The sequence below is a fragment of the Brakhagea baltica genome, assembly GCF_052161605.1.
Classification (GTDB): domain Bacteria; phylum Planctomycetota; class Planctomycetia; order Pirellulales; family Pirellulaceae; genus JBKCUI01.
In genome coordinates this window covers 2,859,949-2,882,372 of sequence record NZ_CP197409.1, presented here as the reverse complement: position 1 = coordinate 2,882,372, position 22,424 = coordinate 2,859,949, and the positions used below count along the sequence as shown (strand labels likewise).

General features: G+C 51.7%; 18 protein-coding genes. 12 read left to right on the top strand and 6 right to left on the bottom strand.

Annotation, left to right across the window (positions count from 1 at the left end; all coding sequences use genetic code 11):
- Positions 1-16: 16 nt before the first annotated feature.
- From coaD to SH449x_RS10620, 3 genes are all read left to right on the top strand, one after another.
- A complete protein-coding gene (coaD, locus tag SH449x_RS10630; protein WP_482381821.1) occupies positions 17-517 on the top strand; it encodes a pantetheine-phosphate adenylyltransferase in 501 nt (166 codons plus the stop codon).
- On the top strand, positions 514-1,935 hold the full coding sequence (locus tag SH449x_RS10625; protein ID WP_482381320.1) for an aminotransferase class III-fold pyridoxal phosphate-dependent enzyme: 1,422 nt from the start codon (positions 514-516) through the stop codon (positions 1,933-1,935). The genes coaD and SH449x_RS10625 overlap by 4 nt, the downstream gene beginning before the upstream one ends.
- A 65-nt stretch (positions 1,936-2,000) precedes the next feature.
- Complete coding sequence (locus SH449x_RS10620) at positions 2,001-2,816, top strand: site-2 protease family protein (RefSeq protein WP_482381319.1); 816 nt, start codon at positions 2,001-2,003, stop codon at positions 2,814-2,816.
- Between the two features lie 19 nt (positions 2,817-2,835).
- Here the strand turns inward: SH449x_RS10620 and SH449x_RS10615 are convergent, their stop codons facing one another.
- Entirely contained in the window at positions 2,836-3,807 is a 972-nt protein-coding gene (locus SH449x_RS10615; protein ID WP_482381318.1) for a potassium channel protein, read from the bottom strand.
- Positions 3,808-4,658: 851 nt separating this feature from the next.
- Here SH449x_RS10615 and SH449x_RS10610 point away from each other — a divergent pair.
- Positions 4,659-4,832, top strand: a complete 174-nt coding sequence (locus SH449x_RS10610; RefSeq protein ID WP_482381317.1) for a hypothetical protein — start codon at positions 4,659-4,661, stop codon at positions 4,830-4,832.
- A gap of 340 nt (positions 4,833-5,172) precedes the next feature.
- On the opposite strand, the gene trpA is transcribed toward SH449x_RS10610, so the two are convergent.
- The 3 genes from trpA to SH449x_RS10595 form a co-directional block, all read right to left on the bottom strand.
- Positions 5,173-5,967, bottom strand: coding sequence for a tryptophan synthase subunit alpha (gene trpA / locus SH449x_RS10605; RefSeq protein ID WP_482381316.1), 795 nt, complete (start codon positions 5,965-5,967; stop codon positions 5,173-5,175).
- 136 nt (positions 5,968-6,103) lie between these two features.
- Entirely contained in the window at positions 6,104-7,327 is a 1,224-nt protein-coding gene (gene trpB / locus SH449x_RS10600; RefSeq protein ID WP_482381315.1) for a tryptophan synthase subunit beta, read from the bottom strand.
- Between the two features lie 104 nt (positions 7,328-7,431).
- On the bottom strand, positions 7,432-8,730 hold the full coding sequence (locus tag SH449x_RS10595; RefSeq protein WP_482381314.1) for a cysteine desulfurase family protein: 1,299 nt from the start codon (positions 8,728-8,730) through the stop codon (positions 7,432-7,434).
- Between the two features lie 162 nt (positions 8,731-8,892).
- On the opposite strand from SH449x_RS10595, the gene SH449x_RS10590 reads away from it, so the two are divergent.
- A complete protein-coding gene (locus SH449x_RS10590; RefSeq protein WP_482381313.1) occupies positions 8,893-11,649 on the top strand; it encodes a 2-oxoglutarate dehydrogenase E1 component in 2,757 nt (918 codons plus the stop codon).
- Positions 11,650-11,686: 37 nt separating this feature from the next.
- Entirely contained in the window at positions 11,687-12,163 is a 477-nt protein-coding gene (locus SH449x_RS10585; RefSeq protein ID WP_482381312.1) for a hypothetical protein, read from the top strand.
- A 58-nt stretch (positions 12,164-12,221) separates the two neighbouring features.
- Here the strand turns inward: SH449x_RS10585 and SH449x_RS10580 are convergent, their stop codons facing one another.
- Positions 12,222-13,277, bottom strand: coding sequence for a methyl-accepting chemotaxis protein (locus tag SH449x_RS10580; protein WP_482381311.1), 1,056 nt, complete (start codon positions 13,275-13,277; stop codon positions 12,222-12,224).
- Between the two features lie 355 nt (positions 13,278-13,632).
- On the opposite strand from SH449x_RS10580, the gene SH449x_RS10575 reads away from it, so the two are divergent.
- The 4 genes from SH449x_RS10575 to SH449x_RS10560 all read left to right on the top strand — a co-directional run bounded on the left by SH449x_RS10575 (position 13,633) and on the right by SH449x_RS10560 (position 18,232).
- On the top strand, positions 13,633-14,841 hold the full coding sequence (locus tag SH449x_RS10575) for a hypothetical protein (RefSeq protein ID WP_482381310.1): 1,209 nt from the start codon (positions 13,633-13,635) through the stop codon (positions 14,839-14,841).
- A 60-nt stretch (positions 14,842-14,901) separates the two neighbouring features.
- Entirely contained in the window at positions 14,902-16,038 is a 1,137-nt protein-coding gene (locus tag SH449x_RS10570) for an LptF/LptG family permease (protein ID WP_482381309.1), read from the top strand.
- 44 nt (positions 16,039-16,082) lie between these two features.
- Positions 16,083-16,913 carry an inositol monophosphatase family protein gene (locus SH449x_RS10565; protein ID WP_482381308.1) on the top strand — a complete coding sequence of 277 codons (831 nt, stop codon included), beginning with the start codon at positions 16,083-16,085 and terminating at the stop codon, positions 16,911-16,913.
- 275 nt (positions 16,914-17,188) lie between these two features.
- On the top strand, positions 17,189-18,232 hold the full coding sequence (locus SH449x_RS10560) for a linear amide C-N hydrolase (protein WP_482381307.1): 1,044 nt from the start codon (positions 17,189-17,191) through the stop codon (positions 18,230-18,232).
- Between the two features lie 4 nt (positions 18,233-18,236).
- Here SH449x_RS10560 and SH449x_RS10555 read toward each other — a convergent pair whose 3' ends face one another.
- Positions 18,237-19,583 (bottom strand): hypothetical protein, encoded by a 1,347-nt coding sequence (locus SH449x_RS10555; protein WP_482381306.1) that lies wholly within the window; start codon positions 19,581-19,583, stop codon positions 18,237-18,239.
- A gap of 382 nt (positions 19,584-19,965) precedes the next feature.
- Here SH449x_RS10555 and SH449x_RS10550 point away from each other — a divergent pair, with 382 nt between their 5' ends.
- Positions 19,966-21,255: a trans-sulfuration enzyme family protein gene (locus SH449x_RS10550; RefSeq protein ID WP_482381305.1), complete on the top strand. Its 1,290-nt coding sequence runs from the start codon at positions 19,966-19,968 to the stop codon at positions 21,253-21,255.
- Positions 21,252-22,403, top strand: coding sequence for a trans-sulfuration enzyme family protein (locus SH449x_RS10545; protein ID WP_482381304.1), 1,152 nt, complete (start codon positions 21,252-21,254; stop codon positions 22,401-22,403). The genes SH449x_RS10550 and SH449x_RS10545 overlap by 4 nt, the downstream gene beginning before the upstream one ends.
- Positions 22,404-22,424: the final 21 nt, after the last annotated feature.

Sequence of the window (22,424 nt, the reverse complement as noted above, 5' to 3'; positions counted from 1 at the left end):
AATATCGGTGACCTTTATCGTGACGCTGCAATCCAATATCGCGGTCTACACCGGTTCGTTCGATCCGGTTACCTTGGGGCACCTCAATATTATCGAGCGCAGTGCCAAGCTCTATGAGACACTCATCGTTGCAGTCGGCGTCAATTCGGAAAAGCAATCTCTGTTCTCCACTCAGGAACGCATGGATCTGCTTGGCAGGGTGACAAACCATCTCCCGCAGGTACGTATCGATTCTTTTGATGGCTTGGCGGTCGATTTTGTTAGGAGCGTCAATGCTAAGGTCATGGTGCGCGGGGTGCGTCCCCTAACGGATATCGCTGGCGAGTTCACCATGATGATGGCCAATAGACAGCTTGATGCGGCGATCGAAACCGTTTTCCTCATGGCTGACGAGGAGTTTGCTCACGTTTCTAGTTCATTGATCAAGCAAATTGCAGCCATGGGACACGGACGCGCGCTGGAGCGATTCGTGCCTAGTCAGATCATTGAACCTCTTATGGCCAAGATGAAAAAGTGAGCCGGAGGTTTCGTCCCTTAGGAACGATTCGAACACACGATCCGCATCAAAACCTTGCGTGGATCAGAGGGCAGGGGGGCTGGCTTTGGGATTCGGAGGGAAATCGATTTTTGGATTGCGTTTCAGGCTACTCCGCCAACGTTCTGGGGCATTGCCATCCCGACTTGGCGGCAGCTCTGACGGATCAAGCCTCACGATTAAGCTTTGCAACCGGTGGAGAATGCGCGCTTCGAAGCGAACTAGAAGAGCAACTTTGCGAGTTGGCCGCCAATAGTTTGCGAAATAGTCTGCAACAGCGTGGTACCAACGATCAAGGCGAGATCGATCCAAAAGGGGAATCGTTTAAGGCGTGGGTCTCGACAACCGGGGCGAGGGCAATCGAAATTGCGTGGCGAATTGCATACCAGTGCAGACCCGGCCGTTTGGTCACCTTTGACCTTGGTTACCATGGCCGATCGATCGCCACCTCTTTAATAAGTGACACGCCTCAGCAAGCGGGACTGCTCGATCCAAGGTTATCAGACGAGCAGCTAGCGATACCCTTCCCGCGAGCGATTACTGGCGACAGTTTGGCCTGGAGCGATGCCTGCGACGAAAGCTTGGAGAGGTTTCGAGCCATTTTACAGCAGCGAGCTGACGAGTTATCTGCGTTGCTCGTGGAGCCAGCCATCGGTTCGAGGGGGTACTACTTTGCACCCAGCGAATATTTCCAGAAGCTAACAGTTCTGGCGAGGGAGTTCGGTATGCTCGTCATCTCGGACGAGATCCAAATGGGGCTCGGGCGTTTAGGAAGTTTGGTTGCATCGCATGGTCAAGGTTGGCATCCCGATTTGCTTGTACTCGGCAAGGCTCTCGGTGGGGGAATGATCCCGGTGGCGTGCGTACTGGGAAAGGCCAGTCTCATGGATAGCTTGGGAGCGGGGCTGGAATCGGAGACGTTCGCAGCCTCCCCCCTCGCATGCAGATTAGGGATAGAAACCCTCAAGGTTCTAGGTTCGAGCGATTGTATTGCTACAAGCAGCGAGCTTCACGAGAGTCTGAGAGAGAATCTCGCAGGCAGAATTGGTCGTCAAGCAGTCGTCGGTGCGGGATCGGCTACGGTTATCGATTGCCGAGCAGCGGTAGCCCAGTTGACGGATGCAATGGGTGTGACAAGTCGGTTGAGCAGTCAGCAGTATAGCCAGCAGATGCTGAGGAATCGAACGCTGGCGACCGAGATCGCGTATCGATTCGCTGGGATGCTCCGTGAAAACGGCATTCTGGTTCATGTGACAGGTAGCCAGCGTGATAGAATTGCCATCATCCCACCGTTGAATGTTGGGGAGAGCGAGATAAATCTGGTAGCGGATGCCTGCCAAGTGGCATGGGAAGCGATAGCTGCGGAGTGGAAATCCGTTTCAAGATCGGTCCTTCGCTAAAAACTTGAGCTAATTTTTCCTGACTTTGAAAATTTTTAAGATCACTCATACCAAAGGCCCAGCCCATGCTGCTTAGTGAACCGCAAGAGAGTCAGTATGACGTAAGGTTCCGACTGTTTGGTTTTCCTGTCCGTGTGACTTGGCTATTTTGGGTCGTCATTGCTGCGCTCGGGTACGATCGCTGCCTCAGCCTGCAAAGTGAGTACACCATTCGGGGCTACGAAACCGAGTTTACCATCATTCTTCTTCTGTGGGTGGCTTCTGGATTTCTGAGTATTCTGATCCATGAGCTCGGACATACTCTAGCGTTTCGCTTCTTCGGCATCGAGAGTCATATCGTTCTTTACCAAATGGGGGGGCTTGCGATTCCTGGGGCTGGTTTGTTGTGGGCGAGGCAGGGAACTAGACAGCGGCTCACGCACGGTAGCAATCTGATTATCTCTGCGGCGGGACCGGCTATCCAGTTGCTGCTAGCGCTCGTGGTAGGAGGTATTGCGGTCGGGGCGGGATACTTCGTATACGAATTCGTTTTGGTCGCCAGTTGGTTGGGAATAGAACTTCCTGAATTAAAAGTTCCTCCCAACGTTTATCTTTTCACTTTCGTGATATTCTTGGTCACAACAAGCATCTGGTGGGCGTTTCTCAATCTGCTTCCCATCTTGCCATTGGATGGTGGCCAGATAGCTCGGCATTTAATAGGCATGTTTGGCAAACGAGATGGTATGTACGAAGCGGCATGCATCGGAGTCATCGTTGCCATATTGGCAGCGATTTGGTTTATCCAGCGTGACAGTTGGTTGCCGGCGATCTTTCTTGGATCGTTTGCTTACACCAATTTTCAGATCATGCAGTCAAGCAATAGAGGTTCGGGCTGGTGGTAGGATCATTGGCAACCGCCATCTATTCCCCTTTCGATCGGCTAAGTCGTTCGAGTTCGGCGATCTTTGTGTTCAAGGCTGTCAGCTCGCGTTCCAGGTTCCTCCGGTCGAGGTAGAGTCGGCGAAGTCTCTTCTTGGGGCTTGTTCGAAAGAGGCGGTGTATCACCTCGATCAAGATCAATGCCCGGAAAGCTTTTGTAGACACGCCTCGCAGCCGGTAGATCCTGGCCATCTTGCTTAGTTGCTGGACTTTGGCCATTTTGGCAAGCCGCGTGGCTCTAAGGATCCGCAGCGATCTCAAAAAGGAAATCACCGGCAGGAGGATGATTGCCAGATCTAACCAGTGCTGTTTGCAGTAGACCAGTTTCCGTTCTGCGACCGAAATCATGACGATAAACTCGCCTGCAAATGAGAACCAAATCAAACCGGTACCGAAATGCAGGCAAAATCGCAGGACGGGATAGCGATCCACCTGTTCCTGCATGAAGAATTCGACACCGATCACGGGCAGTATGAGCACCGCGATGCCGATCATAGGCAAGCTAAAAAAGTGTTTTAGTCTGTTGCGAAGCTCGTCGTTTGGTAGTTGCCAACCCCATTTAGGAAACCATAGAGCCCCCGACATTTCGGGCCAGCACGCTCCGAGTTTCAGAGGTGGTATCAGGCAACATGCTAAGGTATGCCAATGGTACGGGCTATAGACGCGACTCCAGGGCCGCGAGAGCCACAAATAGATCGCCTCGGCAAAAAACACAGGCCACAATAATAGCAACAACCAGCCTATGCCCGATACAAACAGGCTGACTTCAGTGTCTTGGTCGGTTTGCACGTCTTGCAGTCCCATTCTTTCGCCGACTGTCGGTATGTCGATCTGATGAGTGACCAGGACTGCCAGCCCAACCAGGAATAAAAATGCGCAACCGAACATCCAAGGTGCCAAGGTTGCGGCAACGCGTCTACGTGATTTCGTGTTAGACCGTATGTAGCGAATCAAATTGACGTTTACCGATTACGAGTCGACAGCAGAACAGGTCATTCTGCGGTAGCGAACGACCGTGTCAAGTTGCTGTTACCAACAAGTCGACGTCACTTGAGCTACCTTACGCGAAAAAATTTGGAAATTTTTTTCGCCTTCATGCAGGGCGTTTACACGACGATTTCGGCATGCTGGAGCTACGAAACAAAGTGGCTCGGCGACTCAAAAACAAGCTTCGTTGGCGCGTGATAAAACGACATCGAGAACCGGTTTGCGATTCTAGTTTAGCCTTGTGCGTCGGGCTGTCGTCTCGTCGATAGCTATATCCGACCCATCGGCGCAGTGGCATGTTATGACCTGTTGGTAGATCAGCAAATTCCTTGGTTACAACATAGGTTGCCATGCGTGAATCGCGTTTCGCAACGATGTCGTTTAGGACCGGGTACACGTTCAAACCGCCGAGCATTGCACTATAGTTTCAAGCCTGGGCTGATGCCTCGAAGCGAGGGACAACATGATGTCGTTGCAGCATCGTATCGAGACACCTCTCGCGCGTTTTGTTGGTACCGCAGTAAAGCCGAAGCATCTTCCACGACTGTGGAAAATTCGTTTCATTATTGTGGAAAAATTGTCGAAAAGATGTTGCATTAGGTTTCGACTTTTATACAAATACGTCATTGGATGTTGTTCCTTTGCAGAAACAGATCCGACTGCAACCACACTTGTGTGATTGTGACATGAAGTCAAAGGTCGAAACTGTTTCGGTGGAGGTTTTTAGTATCGGTTGTTGAGCACAGTGTTACCTGCCTTCTGCTTCTGGCGGGCGACGACTGCAACAACTAAGGTTTCGCTTTTCGGAGGATTTATCCGTGGCCAAGAAGAAAGCAAAGAAGGCAGCAACGAAGGCAGCACCAAAGAAGAAGGTAGCTAAGAAAGCTGCCAAGAAGGCTGCACCTAAGAAGAAGACAGCTGCTAAGAAGGCTGTTAAGAAGGTTTCCAAGAAGAAGAAGGCTGCAAAGCCTTCTACCAAGGTTCCTAGCTAAACCGTTGCTGTGCTAGAGCATTCAACCAAAAGTTGATATCTGCTCCAAGCAACCAAACGACCAAGCCGCTAGTCGGGTTTCCGCCTAGCGGCTTTTTTCGTATACAGCCCGCAGGAATCGCTTAACAATGGCCTGATTGGCAATGATGGGACCGGATTGACCTTATTGACCGCGCTGACCTCAACGACTGTATTGGGTGGCGTTCAGAATGTCGACAAAGTCAGCAACGTCAATATGATCCCACCGCATCAGATCCCTCCATAGTTGTCTAGGTCGCCCCTGGCCAGTGGGTGGCATCCCTTTCAACACTGGTGGTGTATCGGTGATGGAGTTGTTCTCTTTACATTGCTGACATCAAGGATTTGCAAAGCACTTCCATATTTGCCAAGGCTACCGCCTCGTCAGTCTCTGCACTTTCTAGTGCTCGAACAATGGCCGATCCGACAATTACCCCATCGCTGACCGGAGCTAAAAGCTTTACGTGTTCTGGTGTGGAAATTCCGAAGCCTATGCAAATAGGAAGACTGGATCGCTCGCGAAGCCATCCCACTCGATCCACTAAACCGGCAGGAAGCTCGCGCCGCTCACCGGTGATGCCTGTCACGCTTACGAAATAAAGAAAGCCGGAGGATTGCTCTGCGATCCGAAGGGCACGTTCTGGTGGAGTGGTCGGGGTGACGAGCTGTATGAGGTCAAAGTTTTTTTGACGGCAGACCTTGGAGAGCTTTCCACTCTCCTCCACGAGCAAATCTGGGACGATGGCTCCGCAGAATCCCGCCTGTTGTGCGTGTTCTACGTAATGCTCTAGCCCCATGCGGTGGATGATTGCATAGCTAACCATCGATACCAGCGGCAGGCTAAGGTTTGGCTTTTCCAAAGCGATATGCGAGAAGATGTCTGCGAGCTTGGTCTTTTTGGTTAGTGCACGCGTATAAGACGCTTGGATGACTGGCCCGTCTGCAATTGGGTCGCTGTAGGGTATCCCGACTTCTGCCATCGAGCACCCGAGATCGTTCAGTTTTCGCAGAACCTTTTGGGTAAACGCTAGGTTTGGGTCGCCAGCGGTTATGAAGGGCATAAAGGCTTTGCGTCCCTCTGACTTGAGACGCTGAAACATTTGGTCGATAGGTGTCATCAATGAAGTTTCAATGGGAACGGCAACGGGAACTGGTTCAGGGAAAGGGAGCGAATCGATCTTCCCTCGCTCACGCTTCGGGTTAGGATTTTCGTAAGGACTCCCAAGGAGGCTATCCTATCGGGATGGCGAAAGATTACCACTCTTGCCCACGCAATCGTGCAAGTTCGGCAGCATCTTTGTCGCCACGGCCGGACAGGCAGATCACCAAGTGCTGGTCTGGTGTCATCGTTTTCGCAATCTCAGTCGCTTTCGCCACCGCGTGACAGGTTTCCAATGCAGTCAGAATACCTTCGTTGCGAGCCAAGAAGTCGAACGCAGCCAGAGCCTCGTCATCTCGGCACGATGTATAGTCGACCCGACCGGTGTCTTTCCAATAGCTGTGTTCTGGCCCTACCCCCGGATAGTCCAAACCTGCTGACATCGAGTGCACGTCGCTCGTTTGCCCATCCTCATCCTGCATGACGTAGCTGTAGGAGCCATGCAAAACTCCGGGGCTACCGTACGAAAGCGGTGACGCGTGCTCACCAGGGGTTGCTCCCCGTCCGCCTGCTTCGACACCAATCAAGCGAACTTCGCGATCCTCGACGAACGGATAAAACATTCCGGCCGCGTTGCTGCCACCACCGACGCATGCCACAACGGCGTCAGGCAGACGGCCGATGGAACTCAAGGATTGTTCTCGGCATTCCCGCCCAATCACACTTTGAAAGTCTCGAACCATCATGGGAAACGGATGCGGTCCAATCACGGATCCGATAATGTAATGGGTCGATTCGACCGACGACATCCAGTCCCTCATCGCCTCGTTGACGGCGTCTCGCAATGTCCGTGACCCGCTTTCCACTGGTCGGACCTCGGCACCCAGCAGCCGCATGCTAAAGACGTTTGGCTTCTGCCTGCGAACGTCCTCGGCCCCCATGTAAACCACGCATGGCAATCCAAAGTGAGCACAAGCCGTCGCCGATGCCACGCCGTGTTGCCCTGCTCCCGTCTCTGCAATGACTCGGGTTTTTTTCATGCGGAGGGTCAACAACGCTTGCCCGAGGGTGTTGTTGATCTTGTGTGCTCCGGTGTGGTTCAGGTCTTCTCGCTTGAGCCAAATCTGGGCACCGCCAAGCTCTTTGCTCAATCGCTTGGCATGGTAAAGCGGGGAGGGGCGGCCGACGAAACGATGCAACAAATCGTTCAACTCTGCCTGGAAATCAGGGTCCCTTTTGGCTTTCTCGTACTCAATAACGAGCTCTTCTAGAGCCCTGGTGAGGGTTTCTGGTACGTACCGACCGCCAAAGTCTCCGAATCGACCAGACTGGTCCGGAACTTGTTTCGTGGCAGCTAAGTGATCAGGAGCAATGCTCATACGGTTCGGTGGGGTAAGTGGTAAGGCTTTGTTGTGCCAAGCGATAGAGTAGGATCTGCGGGAGTCAAGACGTCGCCCCTATTCTCGATTGGTAACTCGACTGGTCAAGCGACAAATGCCAGCAACTTATGATAGGCATCGGCAATCCAAGCAGAAGCTAACCGGATTTCGTCCTCGGAATTAAACCGCCCGACCCCAAATCGAATACTGCTCCGAGCTTGATCATCCGTTCGGCCGATACCGCGGAGAACATGGCTTGGCTCCGGATGGGTGGCCGTGCATGCGCTGCCGCTGCTGACTGATAATCCGGGAATCGCCAGCATGAGGGATTGTCCGTCAATCTTGGGGAAGCAGACGTTGAGGTTGCCTGCTAGCCTGATTTCCTTGGTCGAAACTCCGCCAGGTGCCCTGGCGTCAGCATTAGTGGAACTGTTGGGTGGAGAAGCGGTTGTGTGCAGGGACCAGTCTGGACCGTTCAGCATCAGCCCCGGGATTTTCTCGAGAAGCGATCGCCAAAGCAGGTTGCGGAGGCTGATTGCTTGTGCGGCCTCATTGCTCATCTCGTTAATGCAGATTTCTAAAGCCACAGCCATGCCGACAATTCCCGGGCTATTCAAGGTCCCGGAGCGAAGGTTCAGTTGCTGCCCACCTCCCACAATTTGAGGGGAGAGCTCGACCAACTGTCTATGCTGAGACACGATTAATCCACCCACCCCTTTGGGTCCGTAGAATTTGTGGGCAGAGAAACTAAGCAAGTCGACTCCCAGATCCTCGATATTGACGGGCATTTTGCCTACCGCTTGGGTGGCGTCGGTGTGCAGCAAAACGCCGTGTTTCGAGCAAATCTCGCTGATTTCGCGAAGTGGTTGGATCACGCCGATCTCGTTGTTGGCGAGCATGATCGAAACCAAGGCCGTTTTCGAATCGATCGCATCGGCAATGCGGTTCAGATCGACGAGGCCGGCTCGCTTATCCCCCGCCGTTCCCTCGCCGTTTTGAAGCGGGCCGTGTTGAAACGGAGAGAGAGTAACCGTCTCCCATCCCAATCGACTCAGCTTTTCCACGGGGCCCAATACCGCATGGTGTTCCGTCGCGAGTGTCACAATTTTGCGACGCTTCTGTCTCGGGTGGAGTGCCGCCCCGAGAATCGCTAGATTCGTGCTTTCCGTGGCTCCGCTCGTCACAATTAATTCGTCCGGACACGCCCCTAGATAGCCGCAGATATTCCCCAAGTGCTCCTCGAGTAACTCCTTTGCATTCCGCCCGGGAACGTGTGATACGCTGCCTGGATTGGCATAGCTAAGCTCAAACCACGGCATCATCGCCTCGACTGCACGCGGATCCACTTTGGTCGTAGAGTGGTTATCGAGATAGATATCAGTAATTGTCTTGCCCGTGGCCATTGTATCTCGTTCATTAATTGTGAGACCGAATCTCGGATAATCGCAGTTTGCCGGTAGGATTTCGATGAAAATGACCTAGTAACCCAACTTATCCGAAACCATAATCAGAGAGTCAACGGATTGGCCCTCAAGAAAACTGTTTTTTTCGCAAAGTAACCTCAAATGAATACATACAGTCTCGATTACATCGACGACTTATACGTCCGCTACATCCAAGATCCCAGCAGCGTGTCAGATGTTTGGCGAAAGTACTTTGAAGAATTCTCCTTAGCCTCGCAATCGGAATCTCTGTACCAAGAGCCCGGCAACGGGGCTGCCGTCAGTGCGGGCGAAATGCCGGACGCATTGTGGCTGGCTAGGATGCAGGAGCGGGTCGACCAGCTGGTTCGGGAGTATCGAGTTCGCGGGCACTTGATGGCCAAGATTGATCCGTTGGGGTTAAACCGCAAGGGCCCACCAGAGCTCGACCCGCAGTCTCATGGTCTGACCGAAGAGGATATGCGGCGTCCTTTTGCTTCACCCACGATTGAACACGCCAATGGGCGAACCGTGGGGGACATCATAGAAAAGCTGAGGACGACGTATTGCCGTAGCATCGGTGCTCAGTTCATGCATGTCGACAACCGCAATATTCGCGATTGGCTTCAGCGTCGCATGGAGTCGACCGAAAACCGGTTGGCATTGTCGCGCGAGGTGCAGACTCGAATTTATACCAAACTGGCTGATGCCACGATTTTCGAGGAGTTCGTCAGAAAGAAATACTCGACTGCCAAAACGTTTTCTCTCGAAGGAGCGGAAAGCCTGATTCCTCTTTTGGACCGGGCTTTGGAAAAGGCCGGCCAGCATGGAATCAAGGGATTAGTTCTCGCGATGGCGCACCGGGGCCGATTAAATGTTCTGGCGAACATCATGGGCAAACGGCCGCAAAGTATCTTTTGGTCGTTCGACGATCCCAAGCCGGAGATGTTCCGTGGCGGCGGTGATGTAAAGTACCACATGGGATATAGCAGCGACTGGACTACAAGCACCGGCCAGAGTATCCATATCTCGCTTTGCTTTAACCCTAGCCACCTGGAGTTCGTAAATCCTGTCGCTTTGGGGCGCTGTCGGGCTAAGCAAGATCGATCGGGGGACATTACCCGCAACGAACACATGACGATCTTGATCCACGGTGATGCAGCGTTCATCGGTGAAGGGGTTGTACAAGAGACCCTTAACCTCAGTGAGTTGCCTGGTTACCGAACGGGCGGAACGTTGCACATAGTTTTGAACAACCAAATTGGCTTCACCACTGAACCTGAAGAATCTCGCAGTTGCACCTATGCGAGCGACATTGCCAAGATGCTTCAGATACCGATTTTCCACGTCAACGGGGAAGACCCGGAAGCAGTCGCTCAGGTTGTCAACTTGGCGATGGATTTCCGAAACGAGTTCGAGAAAGACGTCGTGATCGATATGTATGCCTATCGGAGACTCGGGCATAACGAAGGGGACGAACCGCGTTACACTCAGCCCCTCATGTACGCGGCTATCGACGCGAAAAAGCCTGTGCGCGAAAGCTATTTGGAACATCTCTTGAGCATGAACGAGCTAACTCGCCAAGAGGCTGATGCCATCGCCGAGGTTCGCCATAACCGCCTGTCCAAAGAGTTCGAACTCGCCAAGACCGAGCCGTTCGTGCACGACCTGACCTCTCTGACCGGGATTTGGTCTGGATATTTCGGTGGGCCTGAACCATCTGACGATAAGGTAACGACTGGAATTCCCAAGGCTGTCGCGTCTGATTTGTTGACGAAAGCGTGCTCGGTACCGGCCGATTTCCGTCCTCACCGCAAGCTAGCTCGCATTCTAGAAGACAGAAGATCGGCCGCAGCGGGCAATTCACCAATCGATTGGGCTTCTGCCGAAGCGATCGCCTTTGCCTCGTTGGTTACTGAGGGGCATCCGGTCCGGCTCACAGGTCAAGATTGCGAACGAGGCACTTTCTCGCATCGACATTCTGTTCTCCGCGATGAGAAAGACAATCGAAAGTATATGCCAATGGCTCATCTGGCCCCCGATCAAGCCATAATCGAGATCGTTAACAGTCCACTTTCGGAAGCGGCAGTTCTCGGCTTCGAGTACGGTTACAGTTTAGACTGTCCCGAGGGCCTGATTGCCTGGGAAGCCCAGTTCGGCGACTTCTCCAACGTTGCACAGTGCGTGATCGATCAATTCATCGCCAGCGCCGAGGACAAGTGGAAACGTTTGAGCCGCTTGGTAATGCTGCTGCCGCACGGTTTCGAGGGCCAAGGGCCTGAGCATTGCAGCGCCCGGTTAGAGCGTTTTCTCCTCATGACTGCTGAGCATAATGTCATCGTAGCTCAACCCTCTACACCTGCTCAGTACTTCCATTTGTTGCGTCGACAAGTGAAGTCAAAATGGAGCAAGCCGTTGATCGTTATGACTCCCAAGAGTTTGCTACGAAACAAGCTCTGCGTCTCGACTCTTGACGATATTGAACAAGGAAGCTTCCAAAAGATTTTGCCGGATAACCGGCCAAAGGGAACCACGACCTCTAGAGTTATCCTATCGAGTGGCAAGGCGTATTACGATTTACTACAAGAAAGAACTAGGCTTCAGCGAGACGATGTGGCTCTGGTAAGAATCGAGCAGTTTTATCCACTTGATCCAGCAAAGGTCATGGAGGCTTTGGCCGAGTACGCAGATGGAACCCCTGTTTATTGGTACCAAGACGAGCCTTCCAACATGGGGGCTTGGCAGTTCGTAAAGATCAACTGGGGAGACGCGATCGATACGCGGTTCAAACTGCATCGTATTTCTCGAGCGGAGTCCGCGAGTCCGTCGACAGGCTCGGCCAAAGCGCACGCCCTCGAAGAGCAAGATTTGTTGGCGGCTGCGTTTAGTAGCGAAACCTAAGCCTAAAATTCCTGATCACTAAACATAGCTGAACCATATGGAAAGATATGTAGACATTTCCTTTGACTGCATTCCGCTGAGAAGCTTGGTTCGGCTCGATCCTCCGATCGATGCCTCGGCTGCTTTGGTCGCAAAATACGACCGGATCAAAGCTGCTATTCAAAAGCACGGGACCTTTAACACCTACTTCTTGCACAATGCCGTTTGTAAATTTTACGTGACCAACGATCCCACTCGTGGCATGATCTCATTCAAATTTGAAGGAGTTGTGTTTACAGACGAGAATGACGAGCGGACCAAGCATGCCGACCTGTCGGTTGTCTTGGATAGTGAGACCTGCCCCTGGCTTGAGCAGCACGTTGTGAATTGGTTTACGGAGACGGTGAAGCATGCTGTTGTCGTTGAATTCGATCGATACATTGGGGTTGGAGATCCCGAGCAAACCCGCAAGAGGCGAGCCATGCTGGAGAAATCCATACAAGAGTCCGGCGGATTTGTCGGTATGCATCTCTAATCCGTAAGCTTCCTCGCAAGATTAAGTTGACTCATCGCTGATCGTTTTGGTAGGCAGATTAGCCCCGCTGAATGATGACTGATCTCCAACCGGTGGCATAAGTCTCGAAACCTGGCGATTTCGCTTGAGCAATGCACACGTTCGCCCCGTCCAATTTCTCGATGGTATAGCCGCGCGGTTTGCTCATGAGCTCAGCGTACTTTCGGATTGGAAACACGTAATCACGTGGTAAGTTGTCCGAAGCCGCCAAAACCTTTCCTTCTTCGTCTACAAACATACGGTCGGTGCATTGGTCCCACATCGGGTTATTCAGTATGGCTTGCGAGAGAGAAGACCAATTAAAGACTACCGCTAGCGCACCGAGTGGACTCCCATGGGTCGCTCCTTCTCGACGAACCGCCGTCGCGTAGATGAGCGAAGGCTGATTGCCAACTAGTTGACAATCGACGGGACCATCAAACACGAACTCATCACCGGTTCTCAGGTTCATCGCGCTGCTAAACCACCGCGAAGCAAGTTCACTTTTACCGAGCGAGTTGTATTTTCCTGGCCGGCCGTTGGCAATCACGGTTCCAGACGAGTTGCACAGGACCAAATCGAAATAAACCGTGTAGGCGTTGAGAATTACTCCTAACCGCGTTGACGCAAACTTAGCGTCTTTTTCATCCGCCGTGGTAAGCGCGGTGACAAGTGCCGAATCGGTAGCCCACCAGCGAACATCGCATGTTCGCTCGTAAAGATTTCGGTCAACCAAATCAATGTTAGATAAAGCAATGTCGGCAAGGCGTTCACCTCGCGTATTGTCACCGATGACGGATATAAGATCTTTGATGGGGGATGTTGAAGTCTCCATCTTATCCGCAACCGACGCCGTTTTGGTTGACAAACCCTGCATCTCTTGTGTAACTACCCCAAATGCTGAACCGGCATCACCAACTCGGGCAGCCTCGATTCTAGCGTTCAACGCAAGGAGTTTTGCATTTTCATTGATATCCCGAATCTCTGATATTGCGGATTTTACTGCACGCGTTAACTCATCAATGATAACGAGAGCACGCTGAGAAGGACATTTAGTTTTCCGGTCATCTGCTGCCACCCGAGTCGATATTTTCATATAGATTCTCTTATAAGTTTCCGCACGGGCGAGCGGGGGAACACAATAAGCGGAGCTTGAACAATGTTTGGGGGCAACAGATCAAGAAAGGCTCCGATGTTGATCTTTTTTCGTGCAAACTTCGGAGGTTACGTGACGTAATTCCTGCAAAATAGAACTGCGTTTACTTTTCAACCGATAAAGTCAGAAATGACCTCTCCGTTCACCCCCGCCCCCCTCATTTGGGGGTGGATGGCACGACTCAGGTAATTGGTCTGGCATTAAGGTCCTTCTTCTTGGTATCTAGCACGCGGACCATGGTTTGGTCGAATGGACTGCGCAAGGTGTTTTACAGCAGAATTTAAAAGGACAGATTATGTTGCGTCAAAACAAATCGTTCAGAATAGCGTTATTGGGGGCAGTATTGCTCTCGCTGTTTTCGATCTGTTCAAATGTTTTCGGGCAGCGTCCCAAGAGCAGTGCAGAGCTATTGCTCAAACCAGAGCACGGCCCCTGGATGGTGCTAGCAGCCAGCTTTGAAGGGGAAGGGGCCAAGCGAAAGGCAGTGCAATTAGCCGCCGAACTGCGGGAAGAGTTTCGACTCAAGGCCTACTGCTTACCGAAAATGTTTGACTACACCCAAAAGGTGAACGGCCTCGGTTTCACTCCCGATGGCGAACAAAAAAAGATGAAGTATCAGGAAAATCGGGTGGTCGAAAGCTGTGCTGTGCTGATTGGTGATTTCGACTCGATCGAAGGCGATGATATCGGGAGAACGCTCAATCTGGTTCGAACTATCAAGCCAAAGTTCTTTATGCAACCGGGCGCGGAAAGTTCGGCTGGCGATTCCTCAACGGTTGCTGCTGGGGACTATCGTAAATTTTTACAAAAGCTTGTTGTGCGCAATGAAGAACCAAAGATCAAAGATCCGGGGCCGATGGCAAAGGGCGCATTCTTGGTCCGCAACCCACTCTTGCCTGCAGAGTACTTCAAATCGCCGACGGTTGACAAGTTCGTCAAGGACCTCAATCAGCAACCCCTTCTAAAGGAACATAATCTCTTGACCTGTAAAAATAACTTTACGGTACGGGTCATAACTTTTAAAGGCAATTCGTCCTACGTTTCCTGGGGGCGTTCCGCAGCACCAGAAGATGCACGCTCGGAACTGGAAGCCGCTGCAGAGCAAGCGTACTTGGTGACGAAAGCACTACGCGGGGCTGGGTACGAAGCGTATCAATTCCATGACCGATACGAAAGTATTGTGACGATCGGGGGATTTGACCAGCTCGGCAAAGAAGACGAGAACAAAAATTTCACTTACGATTCAGCCATACAACAGGTGGTGGATCGCTTCAAGGGGACGGACCGGGTGACACAGTCACAATTCGGAGTCACCCAGACGCCTCGGCTCCTCTTCGAGCTAGTCGATCAAAATCGAATTCCGGATTTAACCAAAGGAACTCGCCAGGAACAGCTAGAAACTTTCCGAAAGCTGAGTGTTGCGTTCGATCTCATTCCACTCCCGATATCGGTTCCCAAATTGGAGGCGAAAACCTTGTATAGTGGTTATGCACTCGGGAAGTAACCGAGCCAATACGACGAATCGATTGTCACCCGAATCGATTACCGGGAGTAATTACCTGCGATGACCCAGATTGATCGGTATATCCTGGTTCTATACTTGCGAGTTTTCGTTGTTTGCTTCCTAACGATTTCCGGGCTCCTGATCATTGTTCAGTTGTTCACGAACATCGATGAGTTTGTGAACTTTGGTAACGCCAACGGTGGATTTATTCGCGGACTGACCATCTACTTCGGTCCGCAAATGCTGAACATCTTCGACCGTATGTGCGGGCTGATTACTTTGCTGGCGATCATGTTCGTTGTTGCGTGGCTGAATCGGACCCACGAATTCACAGCCATTCTCGCAGCGGGTATCAGCAAGAAACGAATCGTTGTCCCGTTGCTTTACGCGTCGGCGGTATTGATTCTTATTTCAGCGGTACTCAGAGAAACCGCCATTCCGCTCCTTTCTGATATTTTGAGCAAGCGACCTCGCGATCTTATTGGAGAACGAAACGAATCTCTTCGTCCTACAGAAGATTTTGATCGCGGCTTTATTGTTGTGGGTAAGCAGCTCTTGAAGAACGACAGATCGATCGTGAATCCTGTCTTCAAATTCACGGGGCCAGTGGCAGCTTTCACACGTCAAATGGAAGCGGACGTAGCTGCATTCCTCGAAGCGACTTCCGATCACTCATCTGGCTTCTTACTGACCAATTTTCGATCCTCCGAGCCCTTGAGCTTAACGTCATCGCTCCAAATCCAGGACAAGTATTTTTTGCAGGTATCTGCCGATCAACCGTGGTTGCAGGCGAATCAATGCTTTATCGCTAGTGAGCTCGATTTCGATTTGCTATCGGGTGGAGGAGCGAGACAGTATGCGTCAACATGGGATCTAGTTAGTGAGCTCAGGACCCGTGGCTACTATCATGGTGCGGAAATGAAGGTCACTTTGCATTCCCGCTTCGTGCAACCAATTCTTGACTTCACACAGATTCTTATCGGTTTACCGTTTATCCTCAGGGGTATGACTCAGAACTTAGTTCGCATGGTAGCATCGTGCATGATTATCTTTGGCTTGTTCTATGGAATTACCTTTGGACTAAGAACCCTGGGAGCCAACGAAACCCTGCTGACTGCGACGGCTGGCGCGTGGGCGCCCATTCTGCTGTTTACCCCATTGGCCTGGTCAAAATCCGCTTCTGCCATGGATAGTTAAACGTCCTTTCGAATTCCCTTTCTCTCGAGTCACTAGGATCTTTGATGGCAATGTTTCAAGCACCAGAGTTTTCCCTTGAAGAGTACGAGATCGCTCTGGAGGCAACGCGGCAAGGTGCTCTTGAGCTCACGTCGCGATTCGGTCAGAAGGTAGATGTTCAGTCCAAGGGAGTCGCAAACTTTGCATCCGAGGCTGACTTAGCAGCGGAGGCTGCGATCATGAAAGTGATCCAGGAATGCTTTCCTAATCACTCGATCCTTGCTGAGGAATCCAATTTGACCATAGCTGACAATGCAGAGCACCTCTGGGTTGTCGATCCGCTCGATGGAACGAATAACTTTCTGCACGGCATTCCTCACTTCGCAGTATCGATTGCTTACTATCGGAACCAAGCTCCGGTGCTAGGAATTGTTTATAACCCTATTTCCAATGAAATCTATACCGCTGTGACTGGCCAAGGGGCATGGAAAGGGACAGTGAGGCAGCGAGTATCAAATCTAGAACGATTAGATCAAATCGTCATGGCGTGTGGGTTCTATTATGATCGTGGTCTCATGATGCGTACTACGCTTGATACTATCGGTGATTTGTTTGGGGCCAACGTTCACGGAATGCGTCGATTTGGAGCAGCTGCCTTGGATTTGTGTCATGTAGGGTGCGGGCTCTTTGGACTATTCTTTGAGTACCGGCTTAGTCCATGGGATTACGCAGCGGGTCAGATCTTTGTACAAGAGGCGGGAGGCAGGTGCACCGACTGCGACAGCAATGCCCTTCCAATATCTCATGGTGGTAGCATCTGTGCCACCAATGGACTCGTGCATGATGAAGCGTTGAGGGTCATCCAACCTCAATGGTCGAAATTAAAAATCACCTAGGCCATCCGCTTAAATGCTCCGCATCTGGTTGCGGTGAAGAAACGACCGAAGTTCTGGAAGTTCAGGGCTTTATCTGTTCCTGCGTACGGTGGCCAACGAATAAATCGGGCTTACGGGCCAGGGCACGTCTTGACAGTTTGCTGATTCGTTGGATTTGAATAATTTAAGAAATTCACTGCACAAGTCGGAGGCGGTTTGAGTTGATGGTAGAATAGATCTGAGATCACAAAAAAGCTTCAGTGATCTTCTGTAGCAAAAGTAAAAGGAAAAGGGTTATGCGTCTATCTCTCAAAGCGTTTCTTGGCGTTCTCGGTGCGATTATGGTCGCGGCACCGGCAATTCCATGTTCCAGGATTTTGTGGAACGATAATGGCCGATCTGTGATCGTCGGGCGAAACATGGACTGGTTTGAGGATATTCGCAGCAACATGTGGATACTTCCTCGAGGCATGGAACGGGATGGATTGGCGGTTTCCAATCCTCTGCGCTGGACGAGCAAGTATGGCAGCGTTGTCATCACGACTTATGATGTCGGCACTGCAGATGGAATCAATGAGAAAGGCTTGGCTGGGCACTTATTGTATCTGCCGGAAACCTCCGTCGGCTCACGTGACGAGTCGCTACCTGGATTGAGCATGTCCATGTGGGTTCAGTATTATCTCGACCAGTTTGCCACCGTAGCAGAGGCCGTCGAGTCATTTAATACCAGTCCCTATCAATTGCAGATGGCGGTTGAGCCGACGAGCTTGAAGGCCGCTACGGTTCACATTGCTTTGAACGACGCGACCGGTGACTCTGCAGTGATCGAGTGTATCAATGGCGAGATGAAGTTCTATCATGACCGCAGCTACGTCGTTATGACGAACCAACCGTCCTTTGATCAGCAACTAAAAAATCTCCAGCAATATCGAGGCTTCGGAGGGGACAAGAGGCTACCAGGAACTCACGAGCCCGCCGACCGATTCGTACGAGGAGCTTACTACGTCAAGAATTTACCAAAACCGACCACGGATCGAGAAGCCATCGCTGCCATGATGAGTGTGATGCGGAACGTATCTGCACCGTTTGGAATTGCCGATCCCGAACGTCCCAATGTATCCACCACCATTTGGCGAACCGTAACAGACTTAACGAATGGGGTGCTGTTTTACGATTCCGTATTCAGCCCTCATGTGTTTTGGGTCGATACGAAGAAGATCGACTTCGATGCTAATCAGCCTGTGCGAAAGCTGACCTTGGTATCAAATTACGACCATTATGGGGACGTTTCAGATAAATTCGAGGCTTCTCAAATGTTCGAATTTCTCGCTCCCAAATAAAACGCTAATTCGGAATCAGGCTACGACTTTTGAGAAGTTCCGGGAAGACTTGTGATTGCAGATCTCGGAATCGCTTCATTCGCAACTCCCGGTATCGCTCGCCCTCGGATTTCGGAACGGCAATCGATTCGGTTACAAATCCTCGGAGCCCGTGCAGTCGCAATCCCTCGGCTAGCTCAAACGGATAGTACTGATACACCATGGCAGAAGCGATTATCGCCAAGTCGCGGGCTTGTACCTCAAAGATCTCCAAGCGTTGGTTCGTTCCATCAGGAATTGCAAATCGCTGTAGCTCGATGATGACTGAATCGTCCTCGTAGTATTTCTCCAATAAAGGCAGATCCGCAGGCGAACCGAACTTGGAGATCGCTTGCATGGCTAGTTCGAACAGAGTGGTGTCGTTCGTGGCATCAGCGTCATCCAAGACACCTCGTGCTATCACTAAAGCGGTAGGGTTTTGTGTATCGAAACAGGTGAGCAGCATTCGAGTACGATCTTTAGCCCGAAGTGCCCATTTCGAGAAAAGGGTGTTAACGGTGGAGGACATGCGACCGTGTGTACTCATCTTGTTAGACTCGTCGACGATGAATTGACTGATCGTCGATCTGAGTCTTGTGGCTGCTGCGATATTGGTAAAAGGATACCGAGAGAAAACTTTGTTGCCGGTCGCTTCGATATCTTGATCGATGAGATCTTCGCTGAGCACTGCACAGTAGATTAATGCGATTCCGTCGGCCTCCGTTAAATTGCCACGACTCGGGATCGCCATACTTTCTGATAACTTTTTGGAAATGAAGGAGGCTTGTTGAAAAGCTTCCTCTTTAGACTTTAGCTCTTTGCGGACCAAATCCGGATAGTCGTTGAGCATCTCGAGAAACGTAAACTTGGTACGCCGGTCCGAGGTGCCTGTGGCTCGTTTAAAGCTGTTCCAACCGTGAAAATCAAAAGTTCGTTCGGGGTCTGGCTCCAGCAGAAAAGTGCGAATGTCTCGGCTCTGCTGCTCGAACTTTTTGCGGACAACGATTCCGTGAAGCCGTACTTTCGCCTCTAAATCTTGGAGCTGATCGAGTCGTCGCTCTAGTTCCGGAACAAGAGTGTCGTCGACCCGGTCAAGCTCGGCGGTGGCGTTCTCGCGGGTTTGGAAATCGCTGCTGCTCAGGTCGGCGATCAGCCGATCCAGCGTCTCATCTAAGGCCACAATTTCCCCTGAAGCGGGGGCCACGGATTGGTTTCCATCTGTCCGCGACAGGCCGACAGAGCAAAATAGCCCGATCGACAACAGCAGAGCCTGCGCAGCGAGATTGCCTGTGCCGAGGCGATTGGTCTGCCGGGTTTGCAAAGGCTGAAGCATGACGATTGGCTCGAGATTCCTGGAGAAATTACTACAAGTACCCTATCTTACCGTGAATTCCCTCCTGAGAATATCGCGGTTCTCCATAAAACTGCTTGCCCAAGCAGGGCATCTGGGATAGGCTAAAGATGTTCTAGGGATTTGCGGCCGCTTGCAGCCTCACTGCTAAAATGCCACTACAGGATTGCCTCTGGCGATTTCATTGGAATGCGAGACTCCTAGGTCGACGCGAAATGAAACGCTATGCTTCGGGATGGTCTCGCGATTGAGATGCTAAACCCGGTTCGCGTTTCTCTATAAACGATAGCAACAGTGTTCTAAGATCGGCCGTTCTCCAGAGGGCGGCTTTCCGCAAAGCACTCCAGGAATCCCTGAACCCACCATGAACTCTCAAGCAACCATTCCAGCAACCATCGAGCCAAAGAACGTGGCCCACCAAAACCAACCTACCCCAGCTTCGGCTGCTCTCGATGCCTCGTCCCGGTCGCCGTACAGCTTTGAAAAAGCAGGTACGAGTACGACGAGCGTTCACGCAGGCGAAGCCAGACAAAAGCCGAACGACGCTATCACCGATTCCATCTGCTGTAGCAGTACCTACACTTTCGAATCGACCGACAGCATTCTCAAATACATTCGAGAAAAGGAGGATCGCGAAGAGTACGGACGCTACGGAAACCCGAACGAAAAGGTTGTCGAGCGAAAACTAGCAGCTCTGGATCACGCCGAAGATGCGATCATCTATTCGAGTGGCATGGCTGCGATTGTTGGCCTGTTGATGGCCAAGCTGAACGCTGGCGACGAGATTGTTTTCTTTGACCAGTGCTATCACCGAAGTCGTGAATTTTGTGCTAAGCACCTTGCTCGTTTTGGTGTCGTGACCCGACAAGTAAAAACGGGAGACTACGAAGCGATGGAAGCTGCGATCAACTCGAAGACAAAGATGATCGTTAGCGAGTCTCCTACGAATCCTCACCTGTCGTGCATTGACTTGGAACAATTTGTCGCGATCGGTAAGGCACACGAGGTCGAGACTCTTATCGATGCAACCTTAGCAACCCCTTACAACCTGCTCCCGATTGACTACGGTGTCGATTATGTTTGGCATTCTGCAACAAAGTACATGGGCGGACACAACGATTTGCTAGCCGGTGTTATCTGCGGAAGCAAAGAGAAGCTCGAGGATGTCCGAAAGCTACGTGGAATTCTGGGTGGCATCAACTCGCCTCACAATATGTATCTCCTCGAGCGTGGTCTCAAGACGTTCGCGCTTCGCATGGAGCGACACAATGAAAACGGTCTGCGTATTGCTCGCTTCCTGGAATGTCACCCCAGAGTCGAACGTGTGTACTACCCAGGGCTGGAGTCGCATCCTAGCTATGAGATAGCTAAGCAAACGATGCGTGGTTTTGGTGGCTTGATCACATTCCTAGTGAAAGACGCCGATTGGCGAAGTACCGCAGACGTGGTGGATGCATGCCGAATTCCTCGCATTGCCCCGAGTTTGGGAGGTGTCGAGTCACTCATCGAGCAACCACTTGTTATGAGTTATTTTGACTACCCACCAGAGGTCCGAGCTCAGTTTGGAATTCCAGATAACATGATTCGCATGTCGTGCGGTATCGAAGATGCTGATGATCTAATCGCGGACCTGAAGCAGGCTCTCGAGGTATGAAATTCCAAACCAAAGCCATCCATGTTGGCAACGATCCAGACTCAGCAACCGGCGCTGTGGTGACACCTATCCACATGGCGACAACCTTCATTCAGCCCGGTGCTGGCACATGGGGCACGTTCGACTATGCTCGCAGCGGGTCGCCAACGCGGGCCGCCGTTGAGAAAACGATCGCATGTCTCGAGGGGGCCGCTGGTGCTCTGGCTTTCTCCTCGGGAATGGCCGCTACTCATTGCGCGACCATGCTGTTGAGGTCCGGTGATCATATTCTGGCAGGAAGCGACATCTATGGCGGCACCTATCGTTTGCTGCACAAGATATGCGATCGCTCCGGGATCAGTGTTGGGCTTGCTAACTCATGTGATCTTTCGGCACTTGAAGCAGCTATTCAGCCTAACACCAAAATGATCTGGATCGAAAGCATCGGTAACCCGCTCATGTCGATCCCGGATATCGCGGCGATTGCAGACTTGGCCCATGCCCACGGAGCGCTGCTTGGCGTGGATAGTACGTTCACATCTCCCGCTATTTTGAGGCCCATTGAATTGGGTGCAGATATAGTCATGCACTCAGCGACCAAGTACCTGGGGGGGCATAGCGATGTGCTCGCTGGTATTCTGGCTAGCCGAACGGAAGAACTGCATAAACAGCTATATTTCGTTCAGAATGCAACTGGCGCCGTTCTGGCGCCGGTCGATTCGTTCCTCTTGCAACGAGGCATCAAGACGTTGGCGTTGCGAATGCGCGAGCAATCCAAGACAGCCATGGAGATTGCGAGCTGGCTGGAAGGTCATCCCGCTGTGTCGCGCGTGCTCTATCCAGGGCTCGAGTCCCATCCGCAGCACACCTTGGCGAAGAAGTTAATGGGTGGCCAGTTCGGTGCCATGGTATCGTTCGAGATAAAAGGGGATTTTGTGCAGACCAAAAAAGTTTGTGAATCCACAAAATTATTCGGGCTCGCGGTTAGTCTCGGTGCGGTAGAATCACTTATCGAACAGCCAGCCTCCATGTCGCATGCGAGCTACGATCCTGCGGCGCGGGCAAAGTTCGGTATCGTCGATTCGCTAATTCGCATTTCGGTCGGGTTGGAAGATGTTGACGATTTGAAAGAGGATTTGGATCAAGCGATCGCGACCGCTCTGGCTTAAGTGTGCCCAAGTACAAGGAAC

Bases quoted from the DNA above. Each gene is read 5' to 3' on its own strand.
- SH449x_RS10590 (WP_482381313.1), top strand. From the start codon at position 8,893: ATGAATACATACAGTCTCGATTACATCGACGACTTATACGTCCGCTAC.
- trpB (WP_482381315.1), bottom strand. From the start codon at position 7,327: ATGAGCATTGCTCCTGATCACTTAGCTGCCACGAAACAAGTTCCGGAC.
- SH449x_RS10585 (WP_482381312.1), top strand. From the start codon at position 11,687: ATGGAAAGATATGTAGACATTTCCTTTGACTGCATTCCGCTGAGAAGC.
- SH449x_RS10545 (WP_482381304.1), top strand. From the start codon at position 21,252: ATGAAATTCCAAACCAAAGCCATCCATGTTGGCAACGATCCAGACTCA.
- SH449x_RS10620 (WP_482381319.1), top strand. From the start codon at position 2,001: ATGCTGCTTAGTGAACCGCAAGAGAGTCAGTATGACGTAAGGTTCCGA.
- trpA (WP_482381316.1), bottom strand. From the start codon at position 5,967: ATGACACCTATCGACCAAATGTTTCAGCGTCTCAAGTCAGAGGGACGC.
- SH449x_RS10555 (WP_482381306.1), bottom strand. From the start codon at position 19,583: ATGCTTCAGCCTTTGCAAACCCGGCAGACCAATCGCCTCGGCACAGGC.
- SH449x_RS10570 (WP_482381309.1), top strand. From the start codon at position 14,902: ATGACCCAGATTGATCGGTATATCCTGGTTCTATACTTGCGAGTTTTC.
- SH449x_RS10560 (WP_482381307.1), top strand. From the start codon at position 17,189: ATGCGTCTATCTCTCAAAGCGTTTCTTGGCGTTCTCGGTGCGATTATG.
- SH449x_RS10565 (WP_482381308.1), top strand. From the start codon at position 16,083: ATGGCAATGTTTCAAGCACCAGAGTTTTCCCTTGAAGAGTACGAGATC.
- SH449x_RS10595 (WP_482381314.1), bottom strand. From the start codon at position 8,730: ATGGCCACGGGCAAGACAATTACTGATATCTATCTCGATAACCACTCT.
- SH449x_RS10580 (WP_482381311.1), bottom strand. From the start codon at position 13,277: ATGAAAATATCGACTCGGGTGGCAGCAGATGACCGGAAAACTAAATGT.
- SH449x_RS10575 (WP_482381310.1), top strand. From the start codon at position 13,633: ATGTTGCGTCAAAACAAATCGTTCAGAATAGCGTTATTGGGGGCAGTA.
- SH449x_RS10550 (WP_482381305.1), top strand. From the start codon at position 19,966: ATGAACTCTCAAGCAACCATTCCAGCAACCATCGAGCCAAAGAACGTG.